The organism is Arthrobacter sp. N1 (assembly GCF_048288285.1).
GTDB lineage: Bacteria > Actinomycetota > Actinomycetes > Actinomycetales > Micrococcaceae > Arthrobacter_D.
Map to the genome: position 1 here is coordinate 126,373 of NZ_CP102608.1, position 17,935 is coordinate 144,307.

Genomic DNA, 17,935 nt, shown 5'->3' on the forward strand with positions numbered 1-17,935 from the left:
TGAACAGACCGCCTGGAAGGCAAGAACGTGTCACTCAATTCGCTGAAGGCATCGACAGATCGAGGCCGTGCCGGCGACAAGATCTTCTCCGGCATCTCGCTCGCCGCGGGCGTGCTGATCCTGGCAGTCCTGTTCAGTGTCGCCGTCTTCCTGATGGTGCAGGCCGCGCCGATCCTCTCCGCGGATCCCGCCGAGGTCACGGGAGGTGAGGGATTCGCGGCCTACATCCTGCCGATCGTCATCGGCACCGTCGTCGCGGCCGCGATCGCCCTGATCATCGCGACACCGGTCGGTATCGCCGTCGCCCTCTTCATCTCCCACTACGCGCCACGCCGCCTTGCTCGGGCCTTCGGGTACGTCATCGACCTGCTCGCAGCGATCCCGTCCGTCATCTACGGTGCGTGGGGGTACATCATCCTGGCCCCGCAGCTCGCGAAGGGCTATGCCTGGCTCGCCGAGAACCTGGGCTGGATCCCCCTCTTCGCCGGTCCGGCCAGCCAGACCGGCAAGACCATGTTCACGGCCGGCGTGGTGCTCGCGGTGATGGTCATCCCGATCATCACCTCGCTGAGCCGGGAGATCTTCCTGCAGACCCCCAACCTCCATGAGGAAGCAGCCCTCGCGATGGGCGCGACCCGCTGGGAGATGGTGCGGATGGCCGTGCTGCCGTTCGCCCGTCCCGGCATCATCAGCGCGACGATGCTGGGTCTGGGCCGGGCGCTCGGCGAGACGATGGCAGTCGCGCTGGTGCTCTCCCCGGGCGCCCTCGGCGCGAGCCTCATCAAGACGGGCAACCAGACGATCGCGGCGGAGATCGCCCTGAACTTCCCTGAAGCCTTCGGCCTCCGACTCAACGAGCTGATCGCTGCCGGACTCGTCCTCTTCGTCATCACACTGATCGTGAACATGATCGCCCGCTTCATCATCACCCGGCACAAAGAATTCTCGGGAGCTAACTAATGGCAGCGAACCAGACGCTCCAGCGTCGCCAGTCCCAGCTCACCCGAGGACGCCTGCCGTCCTATGCCATCTGGGTGGTCGTGGCCGCCTCCCTGATCCTGGGTGCAGCGATCTCCTCCCTCGTCGGTTTCAGCGTCGTGGGGTGGGCCATCATCACGGCGATCGTGTTCGTCCTCGCGGCGACCATCGTCACGGCCGTCGCCGAGGGTGAGCGGAAGGCGAAGGACAGGCTCGTCACGTTCCTCGTGTACGGCGCCTTCCTCATCGCGCTGATCCCTCTCGTCTCCGTCCTCTGGACGGTCCTGGAGCGGGGTGTCCCGGGCCTGAGCTACAACTTCCTCTTCACCTCGATGAACGGGGTCACGGGGGCCGTGGACAACCAGGCGGTCGAGGGCGGGACCCCTGTTCTCGGCGGTGCCTACCACGCGGTGCTCGGAACCCTGCAGATCACGCTCTGGGCCACCCTGATCTCCGTGCCGATCGGCCTCCTCACCGCCGTCTACCTGGTCGAGTACGGGGCAGGCAAGAACCTCACGAAGGCGATCACGTTCTTCGTGGACGTCATGACGGGTATCCCCTCGATCGTGGCCGGACTGTTCGCGGCAGCGCTCTTCACCCTGCTCTTCGGCCCCGGGACCCGGACCGGTTTCGTCGCCGCCGTCGCGCTCTCGGTGCTGATGATCCCGGTGGTGGTGCGCTCCACCGAGGAGATGCTGAAGATCGTGCCGAACGAGCTCCGCGAGGCGGCCTACGCGCTGGGGGTGCGGAAGTGGCGCACCATCACGAAGGTGGTCATCCCGACGGCGATCTCGGGCATCGCGTCCGGCGTCACGCTCTCCATCGCCCGCGTGATCGGCGAGACGGCGCCCATCCTCGTGACGGCCGGATTCGCGAGCTCCATCAACTGGAACGTGTTCAGCGGCTGGATGAGCACGCTGCCCACCTTCATCTACTACCAGATCCTCACCCCGACGTCCCCGACGTCGCCCGACCCGAGTACCCAGCGCGCCTGGGCGGCTGCGCTCCTGCTCATCCTCATGGTGATGCTGCTGAACCTCGTGGCCCGCTTCGTCGCCCAGATCTTCGCCCCCAAGACCAGCCGCTGAGCACTCGCGGTACCGACCGATAAGGAAGCCATGTCCAAGCGAATCGACGTCAAGGACCTCAATGTCTACTACAGCAAGTTCCTTGCCGTGGAGGACGTCAACATCAACATCGAAGCCCGCTCCGTCACGGCCTTCATCGGCCCGTCGGGCTGCGGCAAGTCGACGTTCCTGCGCACCCTGAACCGCATGCACGAGGTCATCCCCGGCGCCCGCGTCGAGGGCGAGGTGCTGCTCGACGGCGACAACCTGTACGACTCCGCCGTCGACCCCGTGACCGTGCGCGGGCAGATCGGGATGGTCTTCCAGCGCCCCAACCCGTTCCCCACCATGTCCATCCGTGACAACGTGCTGGCCGGGGTGAAGCTCAACAACAAGCGCATCAGCAAATCCGATGCGGACGACCTCGTGGAGAAGTCGCTGCAGGGCGCCAACCTCTGGAACGAGGTCAAGGACCGCCTCGGACGCCCGGGGTCCGGGCTCTCCGGCGGCCAGCAGCAGCGCCTCTGCATCGCCCGGGCCATCGCCGTGTCACCGCAGGTGATCCTGATGGACGAGCCGTGCTCGGCGCTGGATCCCATCTCCACCCTGGCCATCGAGGATCTCATCAACGAGCTCAAGGCCGACTACACCGTGGTGATCGTGACGCACAACATGCAGCAGGCGGCCCGTGTCTCGGACAAGACCGCCTTCTTCAACATCGCCGGTACCGGCAAGCCGGGCAAGCTCATCGAGTACGACGACACGACGACGATCTTCAACAAGCCGACCATCAAGGCCACGGAGGACTACGTCTCCGGTCGCTTCGGATAGGTCGACGGCGGTCCACGCACGACGGCGGCTCCCAGGGCGGGGCCGCCGTCGCTCGTCCGGCAGGGGTCCTACAGGAGCGGGCTGAGCGCCAGGAAGAAGACCGCACCCACCAGCGCCGTGGCCGGTGCCGTCGCGAGCCAGACGAGCAGGATGCGGATCACGCGCGGACGCTGCACGGACGCGAAGCGCTGGTTCGCCCCCGCCCCCACGATCGCCGAGGTCATGGTGTGGGTGCTGGAGAGGGGGAGGTGCAGCGAGATGGCGCCGATGAATAGCATGGCGGAGCTGACGCCCTGGGCCGTCATGCCCCGCAGGGGATCCATGTGCACCAGGCGGTTCCCGAGGGTGTGCGTGATGCGCCAGCCGCCGAACAGCGATCCGGCCGTCAGCAGGACCGCGGCGAACACCTGCACCCATACGGGGATGTCCGTGCCCGTGGCGTAGCCGGAACCCACCAGTGCGAGGAGGATCACCGCCATCGTCCGCTGGCCGTCCTGCAGCCCGTGCCCGAGCGCGAAGGTTCCCGCCAGCACGGACTGCGCCATCCGGTTCCCGCGGTTCACCCGCGCGGGCGAGCCGTGCCGAAGCAGCCAGGTGGCCGGGAACACGGCCAGGTAGGCCAGGAGGTAGGCGATGACGGGTGACAGGAGGAGGGGCAGGACGATCTGGAGGAGCAGTGTCTCCCCGGCGCCGCTCATCGCCGGCCCGCTGGTCAGCTGCGACGCACCACCCGCGCCGATGACGCCGCCGAGCAGGGCATGGGTGGACGACGACGGCTTGCCGCGGTACCAGGTGAGGATGCCCCACAGGCAGGCCGCGAGAAGGGCTGCCATCAGGATCCCGAGGCCGGTGGAGCCCTCGGGCAGGCCGATCCCGGCGTCGGTGAAGAACAGGGCGAGGGAGGTGCTGAGCAACGCACCCACCAGGTTGAAGAGTGCCGCGAGGAGGACGGCGACGGTGGGTGTCAGCGCCCTCGTCCGCACCGCCGTCGCCACCGAGTTCGAGACGTCGTGGAAACCGTTGAGGAAGGCGAAGCCGCCCGCGGTGACGATCACCGCTCCGAGGAGGAGGGCCTCCACCTACGATTCCTTGACGAGGATGCTGCCCACCTGCGTGGCGACCCGACGGATGTCCTTGGTGACCTCGACCAGCTGGTTCGCCACGTCCCGGTGGCGGGCGTAGACGAGCGGCTTGTGGTCGTCGAGGAGCTCGGCGCACCAGCTGCGGTGCGTGCGCTCGGCCCGCCGTGCGAGGCGCAGGATCTCGATCCAGTACTCCTCGAGGTCCTCCATGGAGGTGAGGCGCTGCATCGCGACGGCGGTGAGCTCGGCCTGCCGATTGATGACCTCCAGCTGGTCGGCCGCCCGCTGGCTCACCTTACTCAGCTTGTACAGCGCGATCAGCTCACCCGCTCCGTCGAGCTTCTCGATGGCCTCGTTGAGCAGGCGCGAGAGCACGTAGAGGTCCTCACGGGGCAGCGGGTTGATGAAGGACGTCCGCATGGAGGTGAGGAGCGCGAAGTGGAGGTCCGTCGAGGCCGACTCGTGCTGGTGCAGCTCCTCGGACAGGCGGTCGTACTCCTGGACGGACGCTCCGAGGATGGCGGACATGGTGCCGACGCCGAGCACCAGCTGGTTCGCCATGCGGGCGAGGAGCTCGAGCCCGGCGTTCTCCTGCGGGAAGAGGCGTAGTTTCACGGAGTCTTCCTCGGAGGGTGGGTGGGCGTCGGCGGTGCTGCCACCGACGCGCATGCCTCTGGGCAGAGTAGTGGCGTCGAACCGGGAGCGCCTCTCGGCGGAAGGCCGCTCGAAGCGGCTGAGTGTTGAAGCCCGGGGGTTCCACGGTCCGACGCCGGGTTAAGTCTTGCCCTCCCCGGAGCGGCTGTCAACATCGCCTGTGACGGGCCGCTCAGTCGAGGTCGCCGCGCCGCCAGGAGGCGGCGGCGTGCTCGAGGTCCTCAGCGGTCTTGATCAGCTGGTGGGAATTGCGCGTGAGCTTCGAGGCGTGGGACCCGCTGGCCACCTCCCGGTCGTCCGCGTGGTTGGCCTGGCCGAGGGCGACGACGCGGCAGAACGCGGCGAACCGTTCGAGGGCGACGTCGAAGTCGCCGTCGAAGGCGCCCGAGAGGATGGTGTCCGCCATGGTGGTCATCTCTGCGGCGCCGGGCGGTTCGGCCACGCCCGCCACGACCTTCGAGACCTGGGCGATCTCCTTGCCGGAGGCGAAGTAGGCGGCGATCCGCTCGGGGTTCTGCTGGGTCGCGGCACGCAGCGCGTAGAGCCGCCACAGGGCCCCTGGCAGGGATCTCGCAGGACTCTCGGCCCACATCTCGGCGATGGCCTCGAGGCCCTGCCGGTCGGCGAGTTCGACGAGGCGGCGGGTCACGTCGGGATCGTCGGCGTCCCGCCCGTGGTGCACCAGGGCGTGGGCCGCCATGTGGGCGGCCTCGGAGACCCGGGACGGGTCGACGCCCCCCGCGAAGACCTCGAAATCGGCCGGGGCGAAAGGCTTCGGCTTGTGCGGCCGCGGGCTCTTGTTCGTGTAGTCGCCGTCCATGGAACGAGGATACTCCTGCGGTCGTCGCGGCCGGTCGGCAGGGCCTCGGACCCGTCTTCGGGGCGTGGGTGATTGCGATAAAGTGGGCGGGTCATCGCCGCACGGCGGACCTGCGGGTCCCCGGGGTGGTGATGGGCGGGCCCTTAGCTCAGTTGGCTAGAGCAACGGACTTTTAATCCGTGGGTCGTGGGTTCGAGCCCCACAGGGCCTACCGCGTGAGGGAAGGACCCCGGACCAGTTCCGGGGTCCTTCGTCGTCGGTGCGAGGTGCTGCTCATGCGGAGACCGTGTGCACCACGAACGCCGCGAGGAACCCGAGGGCGGCGATCAGTCCCGTGAACATGTGCTGGCGCTCGAAGGCCTCGGGGATCATGGTGTCCGCGACCATCGCGAGGATGGCGCCGGCGGCGATCGCCGTGATGAACGCGACGGTGACGCCGGAGGCATCCGCCAGCAACGAGTACCCGATGAGGGCCGCCAGTCCCGAGGCGAGGGCGATGCCGCCCCACAGCGCGAACACATAGCGGCTGCTGCGGCCCGCGTTCTTCATGCCGGCGGTGCTCGAGAGTCCTTCGGGCACGTTGGAGATGAAGATCGCGACGAGGACCGCCGGATTCACCGTGCCTCCCGCCACGAGGCCGAGCCCCAGGACCACCGACTCCGGGATGCCGTCGAGCAGGGCGCCGAGTGCAATGGCGTTGCCGCTCCCGGCGGCGTCGGACTCCGACGGCTGCTGCCCGCCCGACCGCTTGCGGTGCTGCGCCCCCTTGCGGGCGAGGATCGCGTTGGCTCCCACATAGGTCACGGCTCCGACGAGGAAGCCTCCAGCTGTCGGCACGAGCCCGCCCGCCTCCTGGGCCTCTCCGACGAGTTCGAAGGCGAGGGCGGAGATGAGCACTCCCGCCCCGAACGCCATCACGAAGGAGACGATCCGGGGTGGCACGGTCCACCTCCACGCGATCGCCGCTCCGAGGACCAGCGCCCCTCCTGCGATCAAACCCCACCCGAATGCCTGCAGCCACAGTGGCACGGGAGCCGCTCCTTCCGGTGCCCACGGCACCACGAGATGAATCCGGCCCAGCTTGCCATGGAACCGCCCGCGTGCGGAGGCACCCGGTGGCGGAACCGGGGCTTGACGGGGAAGGCCGGGGATCGCGACGTGGCCGGGAACCACCGGGCGAGTGGAGGGCGGATCGTGCCACGGGCACCCTCCGGGTGATCTCCACACGGCTGCCCTCGTCGGGGCATCCTTCCGACGTGGATGAGTTTGAATCGTTATCCGCCGGCCCGTTGCGGCCCCCCGGACCCGGTTAGGCTCGATCTACCGGAGCGTTCGACGACGGTGGCGCACGCCTTCAGCGGCGCCGCTCCATGACCTGAGGAGGGACCTGTGCGTATCCCGACCGCATGCTCGGCAGCCCTGCTCGCCGCCGCGCTCGTCGTCGTCGGAGCTCCCGCCGGTTCCGCCGTCGCGTACGACGATTCACGGTCCGTGATCGCCGGGACCCGCGCCGGGAAACAGGATGTGCGGTTCGCGACCTACAACGCCAGCCTGAACCGAGCGGCGCCGGGCGACCTCGTCCGCGATCTGAGTACCCCGGCCAATACGCAGGCGAGGGCGATCGCGGAGGTCATCCAGATCAACCGGCCGGACGTCGTGCTCCTGAACGAATTCGACTACGTCGCGGGCGGCCGCGCCGCTGATCTCTTCAGTCAGAACTATCTCCGGGTCGGCCAGAACGGCAAGGCCCCGATCGACTACCCCTACGTGTACACGGTGCCCTCGAACACCGGCGTGCCCAGCGGGTTCGACCTCAACAACGACGGGCGCGTCGGAGGCGCCGACGACGCACTGGGCTTCGGCGCCTTCGAGGGCCAGTACGGCATGGTGGTGTACTCGAGGTATCCCATCCGCACCGAGGCCGTCAGGACCTTCCAGGACTTCCTGTGGAAGGACATGCCCGGAGCGTTGCTGCCCGACAACCCGGCAACGGAGGCGGCCGACGACTGGTACTCGACGGATGAACTGGCAGCGCTCCCGCTGTCCAGCAAGTCGCACTGGGACGTCCCCGTCGAGGTCGGCGGCAGGACCGTGCACGTCCTCGCCAGCCATCCGACGCCACCGGTGTTCGACGGGCAGGAGGATCGGAACGGCAGGCGCAACAGCGACGAGATCCGCTTCTGGTCCGACTACGTGACCGGCGGTCCCGGCGCGTCCTACATCTACGACGACGACGGCGGTACCGGCGGCCTGAACCGAGGCGAGCGGTTCGTCGTCATGGGTGATCAGAACAGCGATCCCCTGGACGGGGATTCACGGGCAGGGTCGATCGACCAGTTACTGGGCAACAAGCTCGTCCAAGATCCGCTGTCGTCGTCGAACGGAGCTGTCGAGGCGTCCGCCCTGCAGGGCGGTGCCAACGCCAGGCACAGGAGTGATCCGCGGTTCGACACGGCGGACTTCGAGGACAGGGATGCCGGCAACATCAGGGCCGACTACGTGCTGCCGTCGCGCACGCTCAAGGTGGCTGCCGCAGGGGTGTTCTGGCCCCGGGCAGGCAGTCCCGGTGCGGAGCTGACGGGGATCTTCCCCTTCCCGACGAGTGATCATCGGCTGGTCTTCGTCGATGTCACGCTCAGCGGTGGCAGGCCGCGCTAGGCCTTGTCCCGCCGCGCGGGCGGGGTGTACCGTCGGAGGCATGAGGACGATTCTTTTTCAGTAGGCGATCCGGCTCCGGCCGCGATCCGCGTCATGTGTCGATGACACCCCTCCACAGGCGCCCCTGAAATCCGTCCGACCCCCAGCGTTCCCGCGGGTACTCCCTGCGGTGGCGATGACGTGTTCCGACGCATCTCGTGGCGCCACCCCAGAAAGGAACACCATGACCACCACGCCCCAGAACGACGCGTCCGCGGCCGCTTCCGCCGCCGTCCCGCCGCCGGAAGCGGAGGATTCACCGCCCGCCGAGGCCGGAGGCGCCCAGCGTCGCAGCGTCCAGGACGATCCGCGGGCCAAGCTCGCGCTCGCTCGGAAGAACCACGGCGCCAACCCCACCGCGGCAACGGGTGCGGCCCACCAGAAGGCCGCCAACGAGAGCAGCAAGCAGGGCAAGAAGGAGAAGAAAGTCCGCTGGTGAGGCCCTCCCCGGGCACGCTGCCGGGTGGCTCCCACTGAGTTAAAGTGGAGCTGGCTCCGAGTTCTGCGTATGGGGGAATCGCAGAAATCGGAGCCAGCGATCTCAGTATACTTCGACAGGAGAGCGCAAAGTCCAATCGAAAGGTGATGATGGCCGTCACAGCCAAGGCATTCCAGCTGTGGCGTTCCCGTATCGCACCGCAGGACACCGTCTCGGACGTGTGCAGGGTGGCCGGGATCAAGCGTTCCACCCTCGCGCAGCAGCTCGTGCGGGGCAAGGTCTCCGTCCCCACCATCGTCTCGATCGCCCGGGGCTACGGGCTTCCGCCCGTCGACTCGCTGGCCGTCTTCGAGGGGTTCACCGACGTCCCGGCCGGGGTCCGCACCCCGACGGACGCCGAACTCGTGAGCCAGGTCTCGCACATCGACATCCTCCGGCTGCTGGTCGCGCGCAGCGAGGACCAGGAATGCGCGGGGAGCGACCTGCAGCTGAACCTCGCCCCCTTCCCGCACAGGAATTCCGTCCGTGCGTGGATCGAGGCCATCGACCCGGGGGATCTCCGGCAACAGCTGGCCGCCCGCACGGGAGTGGCCCGGCAGAATCTGTCCGCGCAGCTCACGGCGGGGCGTCTGGCGCCCGAGATCGCGCTCGAAGCCGCCCGGATCTCCGGGGTCTCGCTGACCAGCGGCCTGGTGGTCACGGGCCTCCTGACGCAGGAGGAGGGCGGCTGGCCCCCGGACGGCAGGGCGAGAGCCCTCTGCGCCATGCCCGATCTCGACCTCGTGTTCCTCGCCCGTGACCGCCTCGACGTGCTCGGCAAGCAGATCCGCAGGGCCGAGCTCGACGACGGCAAGGACCGCGCCCTGTGGGAGAACCTCGGATGACAGTCGTGACACTTCAATGGATCGTGCTCGGACTGTGCATCGTCGGGGCTGCCGTGCGTGTTCCCGCCGCGAGGAGAGGAGCAGGGCGGGTGATCTTCAGCGCGCTCGTGCTGCTCTCTGTGTGCGTCGGGCTCTCCATCGCCCCGATCTACGGCGCAGTGGACGGCCTGCTCGGCGGGATCAACCTCGCGAACCTTCTCCTCCGCCTGGCCCTGTATGCGGTCTTCCTGCTGCTCGCTCTGCGGATGGCGGCAGCCTTCGACTCGCCCCTTGCCCGAAGGCTCGTCGTCGGGCGGTTCGGCCTGGCGATCCTCGCGCTGACCGTCCTTGCCACGCTCTACTTCTTCGTGGCGAGCGAGCTGGCCGGCAGCTCCACGGGCCTGCACGCTTTCGAGAACCAGGACTCGGTGCAGCAGTATGCGGCCGTGGGTCGGCTGTATCCCGGATATGTGGCCGCGTGCCTGGTCGTGCCGGCCGCGACCTCGGCGCTCGACCGTCACGCGAGGACGATCCATCGCGTGGCCTGTGGCTTCCTCGCCTGCGGTTTCTCCCTCGTCGTCGTCTTCGTCGCCCTCCGCCTCACACCACTCGACCTGTCGGTCTGGGACATCATCCTGCCGTTCTCGGCCATCCTCCTGACCGTCGTCGGGCTGTGCCTGATCTGGGCCAGCCACATCGTGAACGGACGGACCCGCCGTCGAGCGAACAAGCTCGCCTAGGCGCCGCGCCAAGCGTGACGCAATCGTGTCCTCGGTGCATTCACGTTTTCATGATCGTGTGTAAAAATAATGATTATGTAACTGCCGCTGTCCGTGGGGGGTCAGCGGATCGTTGCGAGGCGGGTGGGTGAGTCCATGAGAACGGGTGGACCCACCTACCCGACCACCCGTGCTGGGGCACAGCGAAGGGCACCATCCGCCAGGTATCAGGGGCGGATGGTGCCCTTACGTGTGGGGTGCTACTCGGCGTCGTGGTCCGTCTCGATGATCCTGGCGAGGCTTTCGAGTGCGTCCTCGGCGCCGTCGCCCTCGGCGCGGAGGACGATCACGTCGCCGTGCGACGCACCGAGGCTCATGAGCGAGAGGATGCTCGAGGCATCCATCGCCTCCTCCGCGGGCTCGCCGTCCATGGCGATGGTGACCTCGAGGGGAAGCTCGCCTGCGGCCTCCGCGAAGATGGACGCGGGTCGGGCGTGCAGGCCGACCCGGCTCGCCACTGTTGCCTTGCGTTCTGCCATGTTGTGCTCCTCTGTGTAGGTGGGTTCAGGTACAGCCAACCGGACCAGCGGTCAGGCTGCAACCGGCTCGGCGACCGGGGCGTCCTTCTTGCTGGTGGCGTAGCGCTTGAGGCCGATCACCGCAAGGGCGGAGATGATGGTCCCGACGATGATCGCGACCACGAACATGGCGACGTTCCCGATGGCGAAGAAGACGAAGATCCCACCGTGCGGTGCCTGGGATGTGACGCCCGTCCCCATGACGATCGCTCCGGTGACGGCGGAACCGAGCAGCGAGGCGGGGATGACGCGGAGCGGATCGGCGGCGGCGAACGGGATGGCCCCCTCGGAGATGAAGGCGGCGCCCAGGAGCCAGGCAGCCTTCCCGTTCTCGCGTTCGGCGACCGTGAACCGGCGGCGGTCGATCACCGTGGCCAGGGCCATGGCCAGCGGAGGAACCATGCCGGCAGCCATGACGGCAGCCATGATCTGCCAGGGTGCCTGGTTGTCGATGGACCCGGCGCCCAGGCCGGCGACGGCGAAGGAGTAGGCCACCTTGTTGACCGGTCCACCGAGATCGACGGCCATCATGAGGCCCAGGATGAGGCCCAGGCCGACGGCGGCCGTGCCGGTGAGGCCGGAGAGCCAGTTGTTGAGGCCGTCGGTGATGGCGGCGATGGGCCCGCCGAGCACGAGGAACATGAGGCCGGAGGCCACGATGGATGCCAGCAGCGGGATGATGACGACCGGCATGAGGCTCCGCAGCCAGCGCGGCACCGCGAGGCGCCCGATCATCAAAGCGACGTACCCGGCGAGCAGGCCACCGACGATCCCGCCGAGGAAACCCGCTCCCATGAAGCCGGCGACGGCGCCTGCGACGAAGCCGGGCGCGATGCCGGGCCGGTCCGCCAGGGCGTAGGCGATGTAGCCGGCGAGTGCCGGGACGAGGAACCCGAGGGAGAGCTGGCCGATCTTGAAGGCGACCGCGCCGAGGTACGTCGCCAGGCCGCCCTCGGGCAGGTTGCCGAAGGTGTTCTCCAGCACGATCGCGTCCGCGGTGTCGGTGATGAGGTACCCACCGAGCAGGAAGCCGAGCGCAATCAGCAGGCCACCGCCCGCCACGAACGGGATCATGTAGCTGACGCCCGTGAGCAGGGCGCGCTTCAGCGTGCTGCCGATGCCGTCCCGGCCGCCGTCGTCGTCGGTCTGCTCGCCGCCGGCGGTTCCGGTGACCCTGCGGGCGTTGGGGTTCGAGGCGGCCGCGAGGGCTTCCTCGACCATCTCGCCGGGCTCGTCGATCCCTCGCTTCACGGGGGCGCTGATCACGGGGAGGCCGGCGAAGCGCTGCTTGTCGCGGACGTCGACGTCGACGGCGAAGATCACGGCGTCGGCCGCCGCGATCACCGCGGGGTCCAGCGGAGTCGCTCCCGAGGAGCCCTGCGTCTCGACCTGGAGGTCGATCCCGCGCTCCTTGGCGGCGGCGACGAGCGAGTCTGCAGCCATGTAGGTGTGGGCGATCCCCGTGGGGCACGCGGTGACCGCGACGAGGCGCCGGACCTTCGTGTCCGTGGACCGTCCGTGCTCGACGGCGGGACCCGTGGTGTCGGTGCCCGCCGGCGACGTTCCGAGGGTCGCGGCTGCCTCGCTCGAGCGGTCGCCGCGGGCGGTGCCGGCCGCATGGGCGCCGTCGCCGGTCGTGGCCGGCTCACCGATCCCGAGCGCGCCGTTGACCAGCGCGACGACATCCGCCGGGGTCTGCGCGGACCGCAGCGAGGCGGTGAAGTCCTTCCTGATCAGGGATCGGGCGAGCTTCGAGAGGAGCTTTAGGTGCTCCTGGTCCGCGCCGTCCGGAGCCGCGATGAAGAACACGAGGTCGGCGGGGCCGTCCTTGGCACCGAAGTCGACGGCCGGGGACAGGCGGGCCATGGCCAGCGTCGCCTCCGAGACGGCCTTCGAGCGGCAGTGCGGGATGGCGATGCCGCCGGGGACGCCGGTGGAGGTCTTCTCCTCCCGGGCGAGGGCGTCGGCGTACAGGGCGTCGACCTCCGTGGAGCGCCCCTGCGCGGCGACCTGCTCCGCGAGGTACCGGATCACCGAGCGACGCTCGGCCCCCAGGTCCTCGTCCAGGGAGACGAGCTCCGGGGTGATGAGTTCGGACATCAGAATTCCTCCTGTGCTTTGGGTCCGTCGATGGACCCTGTAGCGCTTGGTTCGATCACGGGAAGGGTGACCTTGAGGGGGGTGACGGTGACGGCGCCGGGCGTCGTCAGGTCGAGCGATGGGACGGTGGAACCAGGAAGGGCGGCAGCCGCCGATCCGTGAGCGACAGCCTGGCGCAGGCAGTTCTCGGGGAGTTCGCCTGCGCTGTGCGCCAGCAGGTAACCGGCCAGTGCGGAATCTCCCGCGCCGACCGTGGAACGCGCCGTGACCGGCGGGTGCACGGCGTGCCAGGCCCCCGCGTTCGTCACGAGCAGGGCGCCCTTGGAACCAAGGGTCGCCAGAACCGCACCCACCCCCGCGGTGATGAGCACCGCGCAGGCCTTCGCGGCCAGTTCGTGATCGTGCTCGAGCTGGTCACCCGTGCCGATGCCGGTGAGCTCGCTGAGCTCCTCGGCATTCGGCTTCAGCAGATCGGGTGCTGGGACCCCGGCCGCCGCCTCGATGAGCGGCTCGCCGGAGGAGTCGATGGCGATGAGGGGAGCGGACAGCCCGTAGGCCCCGCGGACCGCTGCGGTCACCGTCGTGTAGAAGGTCGCGGGGACGCCCGGCGGCAGGGACCCGGCCAGGACGAGCCAGTCGGCGCCGTCGCTCTCCTCGACGACGACGGCGACGAGACGGTCGATCAGCCTGGACGAGAGCTCGGGGCCGGGCTCGTTGATCTTCGTCGTCGTGCCGTCCGGCTCGGTGATCGCGGTATTGGTGCGCAGGCCCGCTCCGACGGGCAGGTTGCGGAACGGGACCCCGAGCGCGGTCAGGCCCGCGAGCACAGGGTCGTCGTCGTCCCCGGGCAGGACCGCGAGGGTCCGCGTCCCGGACATCGCGAGGGCCCGGCTGACGTTAACGCCCTTGCCGCCGGCTTCCTGGACCACGCGGGCGGCCCGCTGCACGGCGCCGCGCGCCAGGGGCTCCGTGAGCTCGACGGTGCGGTCGATACTGGGGTTCGCGGTGAGGGTGAGGATCACGCGACCGTCACCTCCACATCGGCAGCGGCGAGGGCCTCGGCGAGGGCGCCCCGGGGCGCGCGGTCGGTGATGAGTACATCGATGTCCTCCAGGGTGGCGAAACTGATCAGGGTCTCCTCGTCGAACTTCGACGAATCCGCCAGCAGCACCACACGCCGGGCGGAACGGAGGATGGCGGTCTTGACGGCGGCCTCGTCGACGTCCGGCGTGCTCAGTCCGAAGCCGGCGGCGAGGCCGTTCGTCCCGATGAACGCGACGTCCGCCCGCAGGCGTTCGAAGTGCGCCACCGTGCTGCTGCCGACGGCCGCGCTGGTGAGGGCACGGACGCGCCCTCCCACCAGCTCGACGCTCAGCCCCGCGCCCGAGATCATGGCGGCGACGGGGACGGAGTGCGTGATGACCGCCAGGCCCGTCCGCGCCTCGGTGACGAGGAGCTCGGCCAGGGCGCCGGTGGTACTGCCGGCGTCGACGACGACGGCACCGGCGAGCGGTGCGAGGGTGAGGGCGGCCCCGGCGATGCGCTTCTTCTCGGGGGAGCGCTGGGCGGACCGGCTGCTGAGGCTCGGCTCGTTGGTGGTGGCACCGCTGCCCGCGATCGCCCCGCCGTGTACTCGGCGCAGGACGCCGTCGTTCTCGAGCAGGGCGAGGTCCCGCCGCACGGTCTCCTTGGTGATCCCGAAGCGGGAGGAGAGCGCGGACACCGTGACGCGGCCATCGGCGAGGACCATGGTGCTGATCTGCCGGTACCGCTCTTCCGCGAACATGAGGACCCCGTCGTCATGGGTCGGGCAACCCCGACCGTGTGGCTTTATCTTTGTTTGAGTGACTCTAGACCCGGATTTCCTGTGACGTCAAGCACTTTTTGTCCTCACTCGGGGGTAAACGCAGAAAACGGAAGGCCGGGACGATGTCCCGGCCTTCCGTTGCTCCTCGTGAGTGCGTGCTCCCGGATCAGAGGCCGGTGTCGCGGGACTCCCTGCGCGTGATGGTCTCGCCCGTGTTCGGATCCACGACCGAGCGGGACTCGGAGACACGTGCCTGACGGCGGGGGGCCGCCAGGACGAGGGAGGCGATGAGACCGATCACGCCCACCGCCATCAGGATGTAGCCGACGAGTGCCAGGTCCACGAAGCTGACCTGGACCTGCACGGCGAAAGCAAGAATTGCACCGAGTGCAATAAGAAAGATTGACGAACCGATTCGCATGAAAAAACTCCTCCGGTGTGGCGCTAATGGCAGATTCGAGAGAATTCCCCAGCGGTTTCACTGACTGTGCCGCTTACTCCCGGGGGCGGCCCGCCTGCGCTCATCATACGGGTGGATCGCCGGAAAACCGGGGTGGCTGGTGGCACCGCGCCGCAGCGGCCCGCCCCGTATCGATTCGGAGAATGTTCCCCCCGGCCTCTTGCTAAGCAGGATTAGCGTGGTGCTACGATTGCACCCTAAGCATGCTGATGAAGTACAGTTGCAGCCAGTTGCAGCCAGTTGCACTTCGATGCACCGTATAACTCGACAGCATCCCGTCCCCGGACAGGATGCCTCATCACTCAAGGAGCACCACATGAGTTTCATCGCATTCCTTATCCTCGGCCTTCTCGCCGGCGCCCTCGCCAAGCTGATCATGCCCGGCAAGCAGGGCGGCGGCATCATCGTCACCATGATCCTGGGTGTCGTCGGAGCCTTCCTCGGCGGGTTCATCGGCGGCAGCATCCTCGGCATCAACATGGGCAGCACGTTCTCCCTGCCGTCGATCCTCTTCGCCGTCCTCGGCGCACTGATCGTGCTCTTCATCTACGGCCTCATCACCGGTCGCAAGGGCTCGCGCGTCTGATCTGCACCACCGGCTGAACCGTGGGGGAACAGCTGACGAAGGGCGTCACCGGACCGGTGGCGCCCTTCGCTGTTACAGGCGGGCATCCGGATCCGCTCCTGCGCCGCAGCCAGAACCCCGGGCGGGCAGGGCGATGCCGCACCTACACTCGAACCAGGGGCACACGAACCATCGGAGGGACCACCATGTTTGGCCGCACCAAGGAGAACCCGGCAGTCAAGGCCGCCAACGGAACGCTGTTCGACAAGGACGGCAACCCGAAGCCGGCCATCCTTCGCGCCGTGGAGCGCGCCCTCGACGTCCAGCGCCCGTTCGTCCTGTCCAACCTCGAGCGGCTGAGGAAGCGCCACCCCGAGGCTTCGCCGGCGGAGCTCGCCCGGCTGCTCGAGCGTGACTACCTGCGCGCGACGACGGTGGCGGGAGCGGCCGTCGGCGCCACAGCAGCGGTGCCGGCCGTCGGGACGCTGGCCTCCCTCGGACTCTCCGCCGCGGCGACCGTCGGGTTCCTCGAGGCGACGGCGCTCTTCGCGGAGTCCATCGCGGAACTGCACGGCGTCAGCACCGAGGACCCCGAACGTTCACGCGCGATGGTCATGGCGATCCTCATGGGGGAGGAGGGCACGGCGCTGATCCGCTCCATCCTGGGTGCTTCGGCGGGCCAGGGCGCTCCGCAGTACTGGGGCCAGCTCGTCAACAAGGCCGCCCCGGCCTCGATGGTCAGGACCGTGACGCGGTCGATCCAGCGGCGCTTCCTCAAGAAGTTCCTGGCGAAGCAGGGTGGCTTCATGCTCGGTCGCGCCCTGCCGTTCGGTGCGGGCGCGGTGATCGGCGGAACGGGCAACCACCTGATGGGCAAGGGGGTCATCAAGACCACGCGTGAGGCGTTCGGGCCCCTGCCCCAGACCATCCCCGGAGAACTCGCCGACGTGCTCGAGCTGACTCGGCAGGATGCCGGGAAGAAGCAGGCCTGACGGGCGGGCCGACGAAACGGGCCTAACCGAAGATCGCGTGGGCGAGGGTGAAGATCAACAGTCCCGCCAGCGAACCGACCACCGTGCCGTTGATGCGGATGAACTGCAGGTCCTTGCCGACCTGCAGTTCGATCTTGCGGGAGGTCTCCTCGGCGTCCCAGCGGCCCACGGTCTCCGAGATGACCCCCGCGATCTCACTGCGGTAGGTGCGGACCGCGTAGGACGCGGCGTCGGCGATCCAGTGGTTCACCTTGGCCGCGAGGTCGGCGTCATTCGCCAGGCGTGAGCCGAAGTCCCGCACGGCCGCCGTGAACTTCGTCGTCAGTTCGCTCTCGGGGTCGTTGACGGCATCGAGCAGGGCGTTCTTGATGGTGGACCACGTGCGGGCCGTCAGGTCGCGGACGTGAGGATCGTCGAGGAGCTGGCCCTTGATCTCCTCCGCCTTCGCGATGGTCTCGGGCTTGTGCTGCAGATCCTGGGCCAGATCACGCAGGTACGTGTCGATGGAGATGCGGACGTCGTGCTCTGGGTCGTCCTGCACCGCGCGGATGAACTTGGAGAGTTCCGCGTGGACGCGGTCGCCGACCACCCCGTCGACGAGGCGTGGGACCCAGGTGGGGGACCGCTGCGCGACAACCCTCGTGACCACCGAATAGTTCGCGTCCACCCAGTCCGCAGCGCGGTCCACCAGCAGGTCCACGAGCTGGTGGTGGTGGCCCTCGGCGAAGATCCTCTCCGCGATGCTGCCCACGGGTGGTCCCCACGGCGGATCGAGCAGGTGCTTCCGGACCATGGACTCGATGACACCCTGGACGACGTCGTCGTTCAGTACCGTGAACATGCCGCGGATCAGCGCCGCGCCCTCCACCGCCACACGGTCGGCACTCTCCGGCTTCTCCAGCCACGCGCCCGCCTTCTGGGCGATGCGGGCGGAGTCGAGCTTGGCGCGCACCACGTCCTCGGAGAGGAAGTTCTCCTCCACGAACTGGCCCAGTGATTCGCCGATCTGGTCCTTCTTCCGGGGGATGATCGCCGTGTGGGGGATCCTCAGGCCCATCGGATGCTTGAACAGCGCAGTCACCGCGAACCAGTCGGCCAGGGCGCCCACCATGCCGCCTTCGGCAGCCGCGCGGACGTACTGCAGCCAGGGGTAGGAGTCCTGGAGCGCGAAGGCCACCACGAAGATGACGGCCATGACGGCCAGCAGTCCGGTCGCCACGGTCTTCATGCGGCGGAGGGCGGCCGCCCGCTCCGCGTCCGAGGAGGTCATCAGGTCATTCACC

Annotated in this window: 19 protein-coding genes and 1 tRNA gene; 10 read left to right on the forward strand and 10 right to left on the reverse strand. The window is 68.5% G+C overall.

Annotated features, from left to right (window positions below):
• Positions 1 to 27: 27 nt before the first annotated feature.
• The 3 genes from pstC to pstB are packed head-to-tail and all read left to right on the forward strand — an operon-like array spanning position 28 to position 2,876.
• Entirely contained in the window at positions 28 to 960 is a 933-nt protein-coding gene (pstC, locus tag NVV32_RS00605; RefSeq protein WP_422391003.1) for a phosphate ABC transporter permease subunit PstC, read from the forward strand.
• A complete protein-coding gene (pstA, locus tag NVV32_RS00610; RefSeq protein ID WP_422391004.1) occupies positions 960 to 2,066 on the forward strand; it encodes a phosphate ABC transporter permease PstA in 1,107 nt (368 codons plus the stop codon). Before pstC ends, pstA begins: the two co-directional genes overlap by 1 nt.
• Before the next feature lie 30 nt (positions 2,067 to 2,096).
• The gene (pstB, locus tag NVV32_RS00615; protein WP_055765866.1) at positions 2,097 to 2,876 is read left to right on the forward strand and encodes a phosphate ABC transporter ATP-binding protein PstB; all 780 of its coding nucleotides are present in this window, start codon (positions 2,097 to 2,099) and stop codon (positions 2,874 to 2,876) included.
• A gap of 68 nt (positions 2,877 to 2,944) precedes the next feature.
• Here the strand turns inward: pstB and NVV32_RS00620 are convergent, their stop codons facing one another.
• From NVV32_RS00620 to NVV32_RS00630, 3 genes are all read right to left on the reverse strand, one after another.
• The gene (locus NVV32_RS00620; protein WP_055765862.1) at positions 2,945 to 3,955 is read right to left on the reverse strand and encodes an inorganic phosphate transporter; all 1,011 of its coding nucleotides are present in this window, start codon (positions 3,953 to 3,955) and stop codon (positions 2,945 to 2,947) included.
• The gene (locus NVV32_RS00625; RefSeq protein ID WP_055768923.1) at positions 3,956 to 4,573 is read right to left on the reverse strand and encodes a DUF47 domain-containing protein; all 618 of its coding nucleotides are present in this window, start codon (positions 4,571 to 4,573) and stop codon (positions 3,956 to 3,958) included.
• A gap of 211 nt (positions 4,574 to 4,784) precedes the next feature.
• Positions 4,785 to 5,432 (reverse strand): hypothetical protein, encoded by a 648-nt coding sequence (locus NVV32_RS00630; RefSeq protein WP_422391005.1) that lies wholly within the window; start codon positions 5,430 to 5,432, stop codon positions 4,785 to 4,787.
• A 137-nt stretch (positions 5,433 to 5,569) separates the two neighbouring features.
• Between NVV32_RS00630 and NVV32_RS00635 the strand changes: the two genes are divergently transcribed.
• Positions 5,570 to 5,643: transfer RNA gene (locus tag NVV32_RS00635), tRNA-Lys, on the forward strand.
• 62 nt (positions 5,644 to 5,705) lie between these two features.
• Here the strand turns inward: NVV32_RS00635 and NVV32_RS00640 are convergent.
• Positions 5,706 to 6,461 (reverse strand): ZIP family metal transporter, encoded by a 756-nt coding sequence (locus NVV32_RS00640; RefSeq protein WP_422391006.1) that lies wholly within the window; start codon positions 6,459 to 6,461, stop codon positions 5,706 to 5,708.
• Between the two features lie 360 nt (positions 6,462 to 6,821).
• Between NVV32_RS00640 and NVV32_RS00645 the strand changes: the two genes are divergently transcribed.
• From NVV32_RS00645 to NVV32_RS00660, 4 genes are all read left to right on the forward strand, one after another.
• Positions 6,822 to 8,090: an endonuclease/exonuclease/phosphatase family protein gene (locus NVV32_RS00645; protein WP_422391007.1), complete on the forward strand. Its 1,269-nt coding sequence runs from the start codon at positions 6,822 to 6,824 to the stop codon at positions 8,088 to 8,090.
• Between the two features lie 223 nt (positions 8,091 to 8,313).
• Positions 8,314 to 8,568: a hypothetical protein gene (locus tag NVV32_RS00650; RefSeq protein WP_422391008.1), complete on the forward strand. Its 255-nt coding sequence runs from the start codon at positions 8,314 to 8,316 to the stop codon at positions 8,566 to 8,568.
• A gap of 146 nt (positions 8,569 to 8,714) precedes the next feature.
• Entirely contained in the window at positions 8,715 to 9,452 is a 738-nt protein-coding gene (locus tag NVV32_RS00655; protein WP_235498620.1) for a hypothetical protein, read from the forward strand.
• Positions 9,453 to 9,457: 5 nt separating this feature from the next.
• Positions 9,458 to 10,171 carry a hypothetical protein gene (locus tag NVV32_RS00660; protein ID WP_157365699.1) on the forward strand — a complete coding sequence of 238 codons (714 nt, stop codon included), beginning with the start codon at positions 9,458 to 9,460 and terminating at the stop codon, positions 10,169 to 10,171.
• A 239-nt stretch (positions 10,172 to 10,410) separates the two neighbouring features.
• Here NVV32_RS00660 and NVV32_RS00665 read toward each other — a convergent pair whose 3' ends face one another.
• From NVV32_RS00665 to NVV32_RS00685, 5 genes are all read right to left on the reverse strand, one after another.
• The gene (locus tag NVV32_RS00665; RefSeq protein ID WP_055765843.1) at positions 10,411 to 10,689 is read right to left on the reverse strand and encodes an HPr family phosphocarrier protein; all 279 of its coding nucleotides are present in this window, start codon (positions 10,687 to 10,689) and stop codon (positions 10,411 to 10,413) included.
• Positions 10,690 to 10,740: 51 nt separating this feature from the next.
• On the reverse strand, positions 10,741 to 12,828 hold the full coding sequence (locus tag NVV32_RS00670) for a PTS fructose transporter subunit IIABC (RefSeq protein ID WP_422391009.1): 2,088 nt from the start codon (positions 12,826 to 12,828) through the stop codon (positions 10,741 to 10,743).
• A complete protein-coding gene (locus NVV32_RS00675) occupies positions 12,828 to 13,850 on the reverse strand; it encodes a 1-phosphofructokinase family hexose kinase (protein ID WP_422391010.1) in 1,023 nt (340 codons plus the stop codon). Before NVV32_RS00675 ends, NVV32_RS00670 begins: the two co-directional genes overlap by 1 nt.
• Positions 13,847 to 14,614 carry a DeoR/GlpR family DNA-binding transcription regulator gene (locus NVV32_RS00680; protein WP_055765837.1) on the reverse strand — a complete coding sequence of 256 codons (768 nt, stop codon included), beginning with the start codon at positions 14,612 to 14,614 and terminating at the stop codon, positions 13,847 to 13,849. Before NVV32_RS00680 ends, NVV32_RS00675 begins: the two co-directional genes overlap by 4 nt.
• Positions 14,615 to 14,801: 187 nt before the next feature.
• Positions 14,802 to 15,056 (reverse strand): DUF6458 family protein, encoded by a 255-nt coding sequence (locus NVV32_RS00685; RefSeq protein ID WP_055765834.1) that lies wholly within the window; start codon positions 15,054 to 15,056, stop codon positions 14,802 to 14,804.
• Between the two features lie 355 nt (positions 15,057 to 15,411).
• On the opposite strand from NVV32_RS00685, the gene NVV32_RS00690 reads away from it, so the two are divergent.
• Together NVV32_RS00690 and NVV32_RS00695 are read left to right on the forward strand one after the other, a co-directional pair.
• The gene (locus tag NVV32_RS00690; RefSeq protein WP_055765832.1) at positions 15,412 to 15,681 is read left to right on the forward strand and encodes a GlsB/YeaQ/YmgE family stress response membrane protein; all 270 of its coding nucleotides are present in this window, start codon (positions 15,412 to 15,414) and stop codon (positions 15,679 to 15,681) included.
• A 185-nt stretch (positions 15,682 to 15,866) separates the two neighbouring features.
• Positions 15,867 to 16,652 (forward strand): hypothetical protein, encoded by a 786-nt coding sequence (locus NVV32_RS00695; RefSeq protein WP_055765829.1) that lies wholly within the window; start codon positions 15,867 to 15,869, stop codon positions 16,650 to 16,652.
• Between the two features lie 22 nt (positions 16,653 to 16,674).
• Here the strand turns inward: NVV32_RS00695 and NVV32_RS00700 are convergent, their stop codons facing one another.
• A complete protein-coding gene (locus NVV32_RS00700; RefSeq protein ID WP_422391011.1) occupies positions 16,675 to 17,922 on the reverse strand; it encodes a DUF445 domain-containing protein in 1,248 nt (415 codons plus the stop codon).
• Positions 17,923 to 17,935 lie beyond the last annotated feature (13 nt).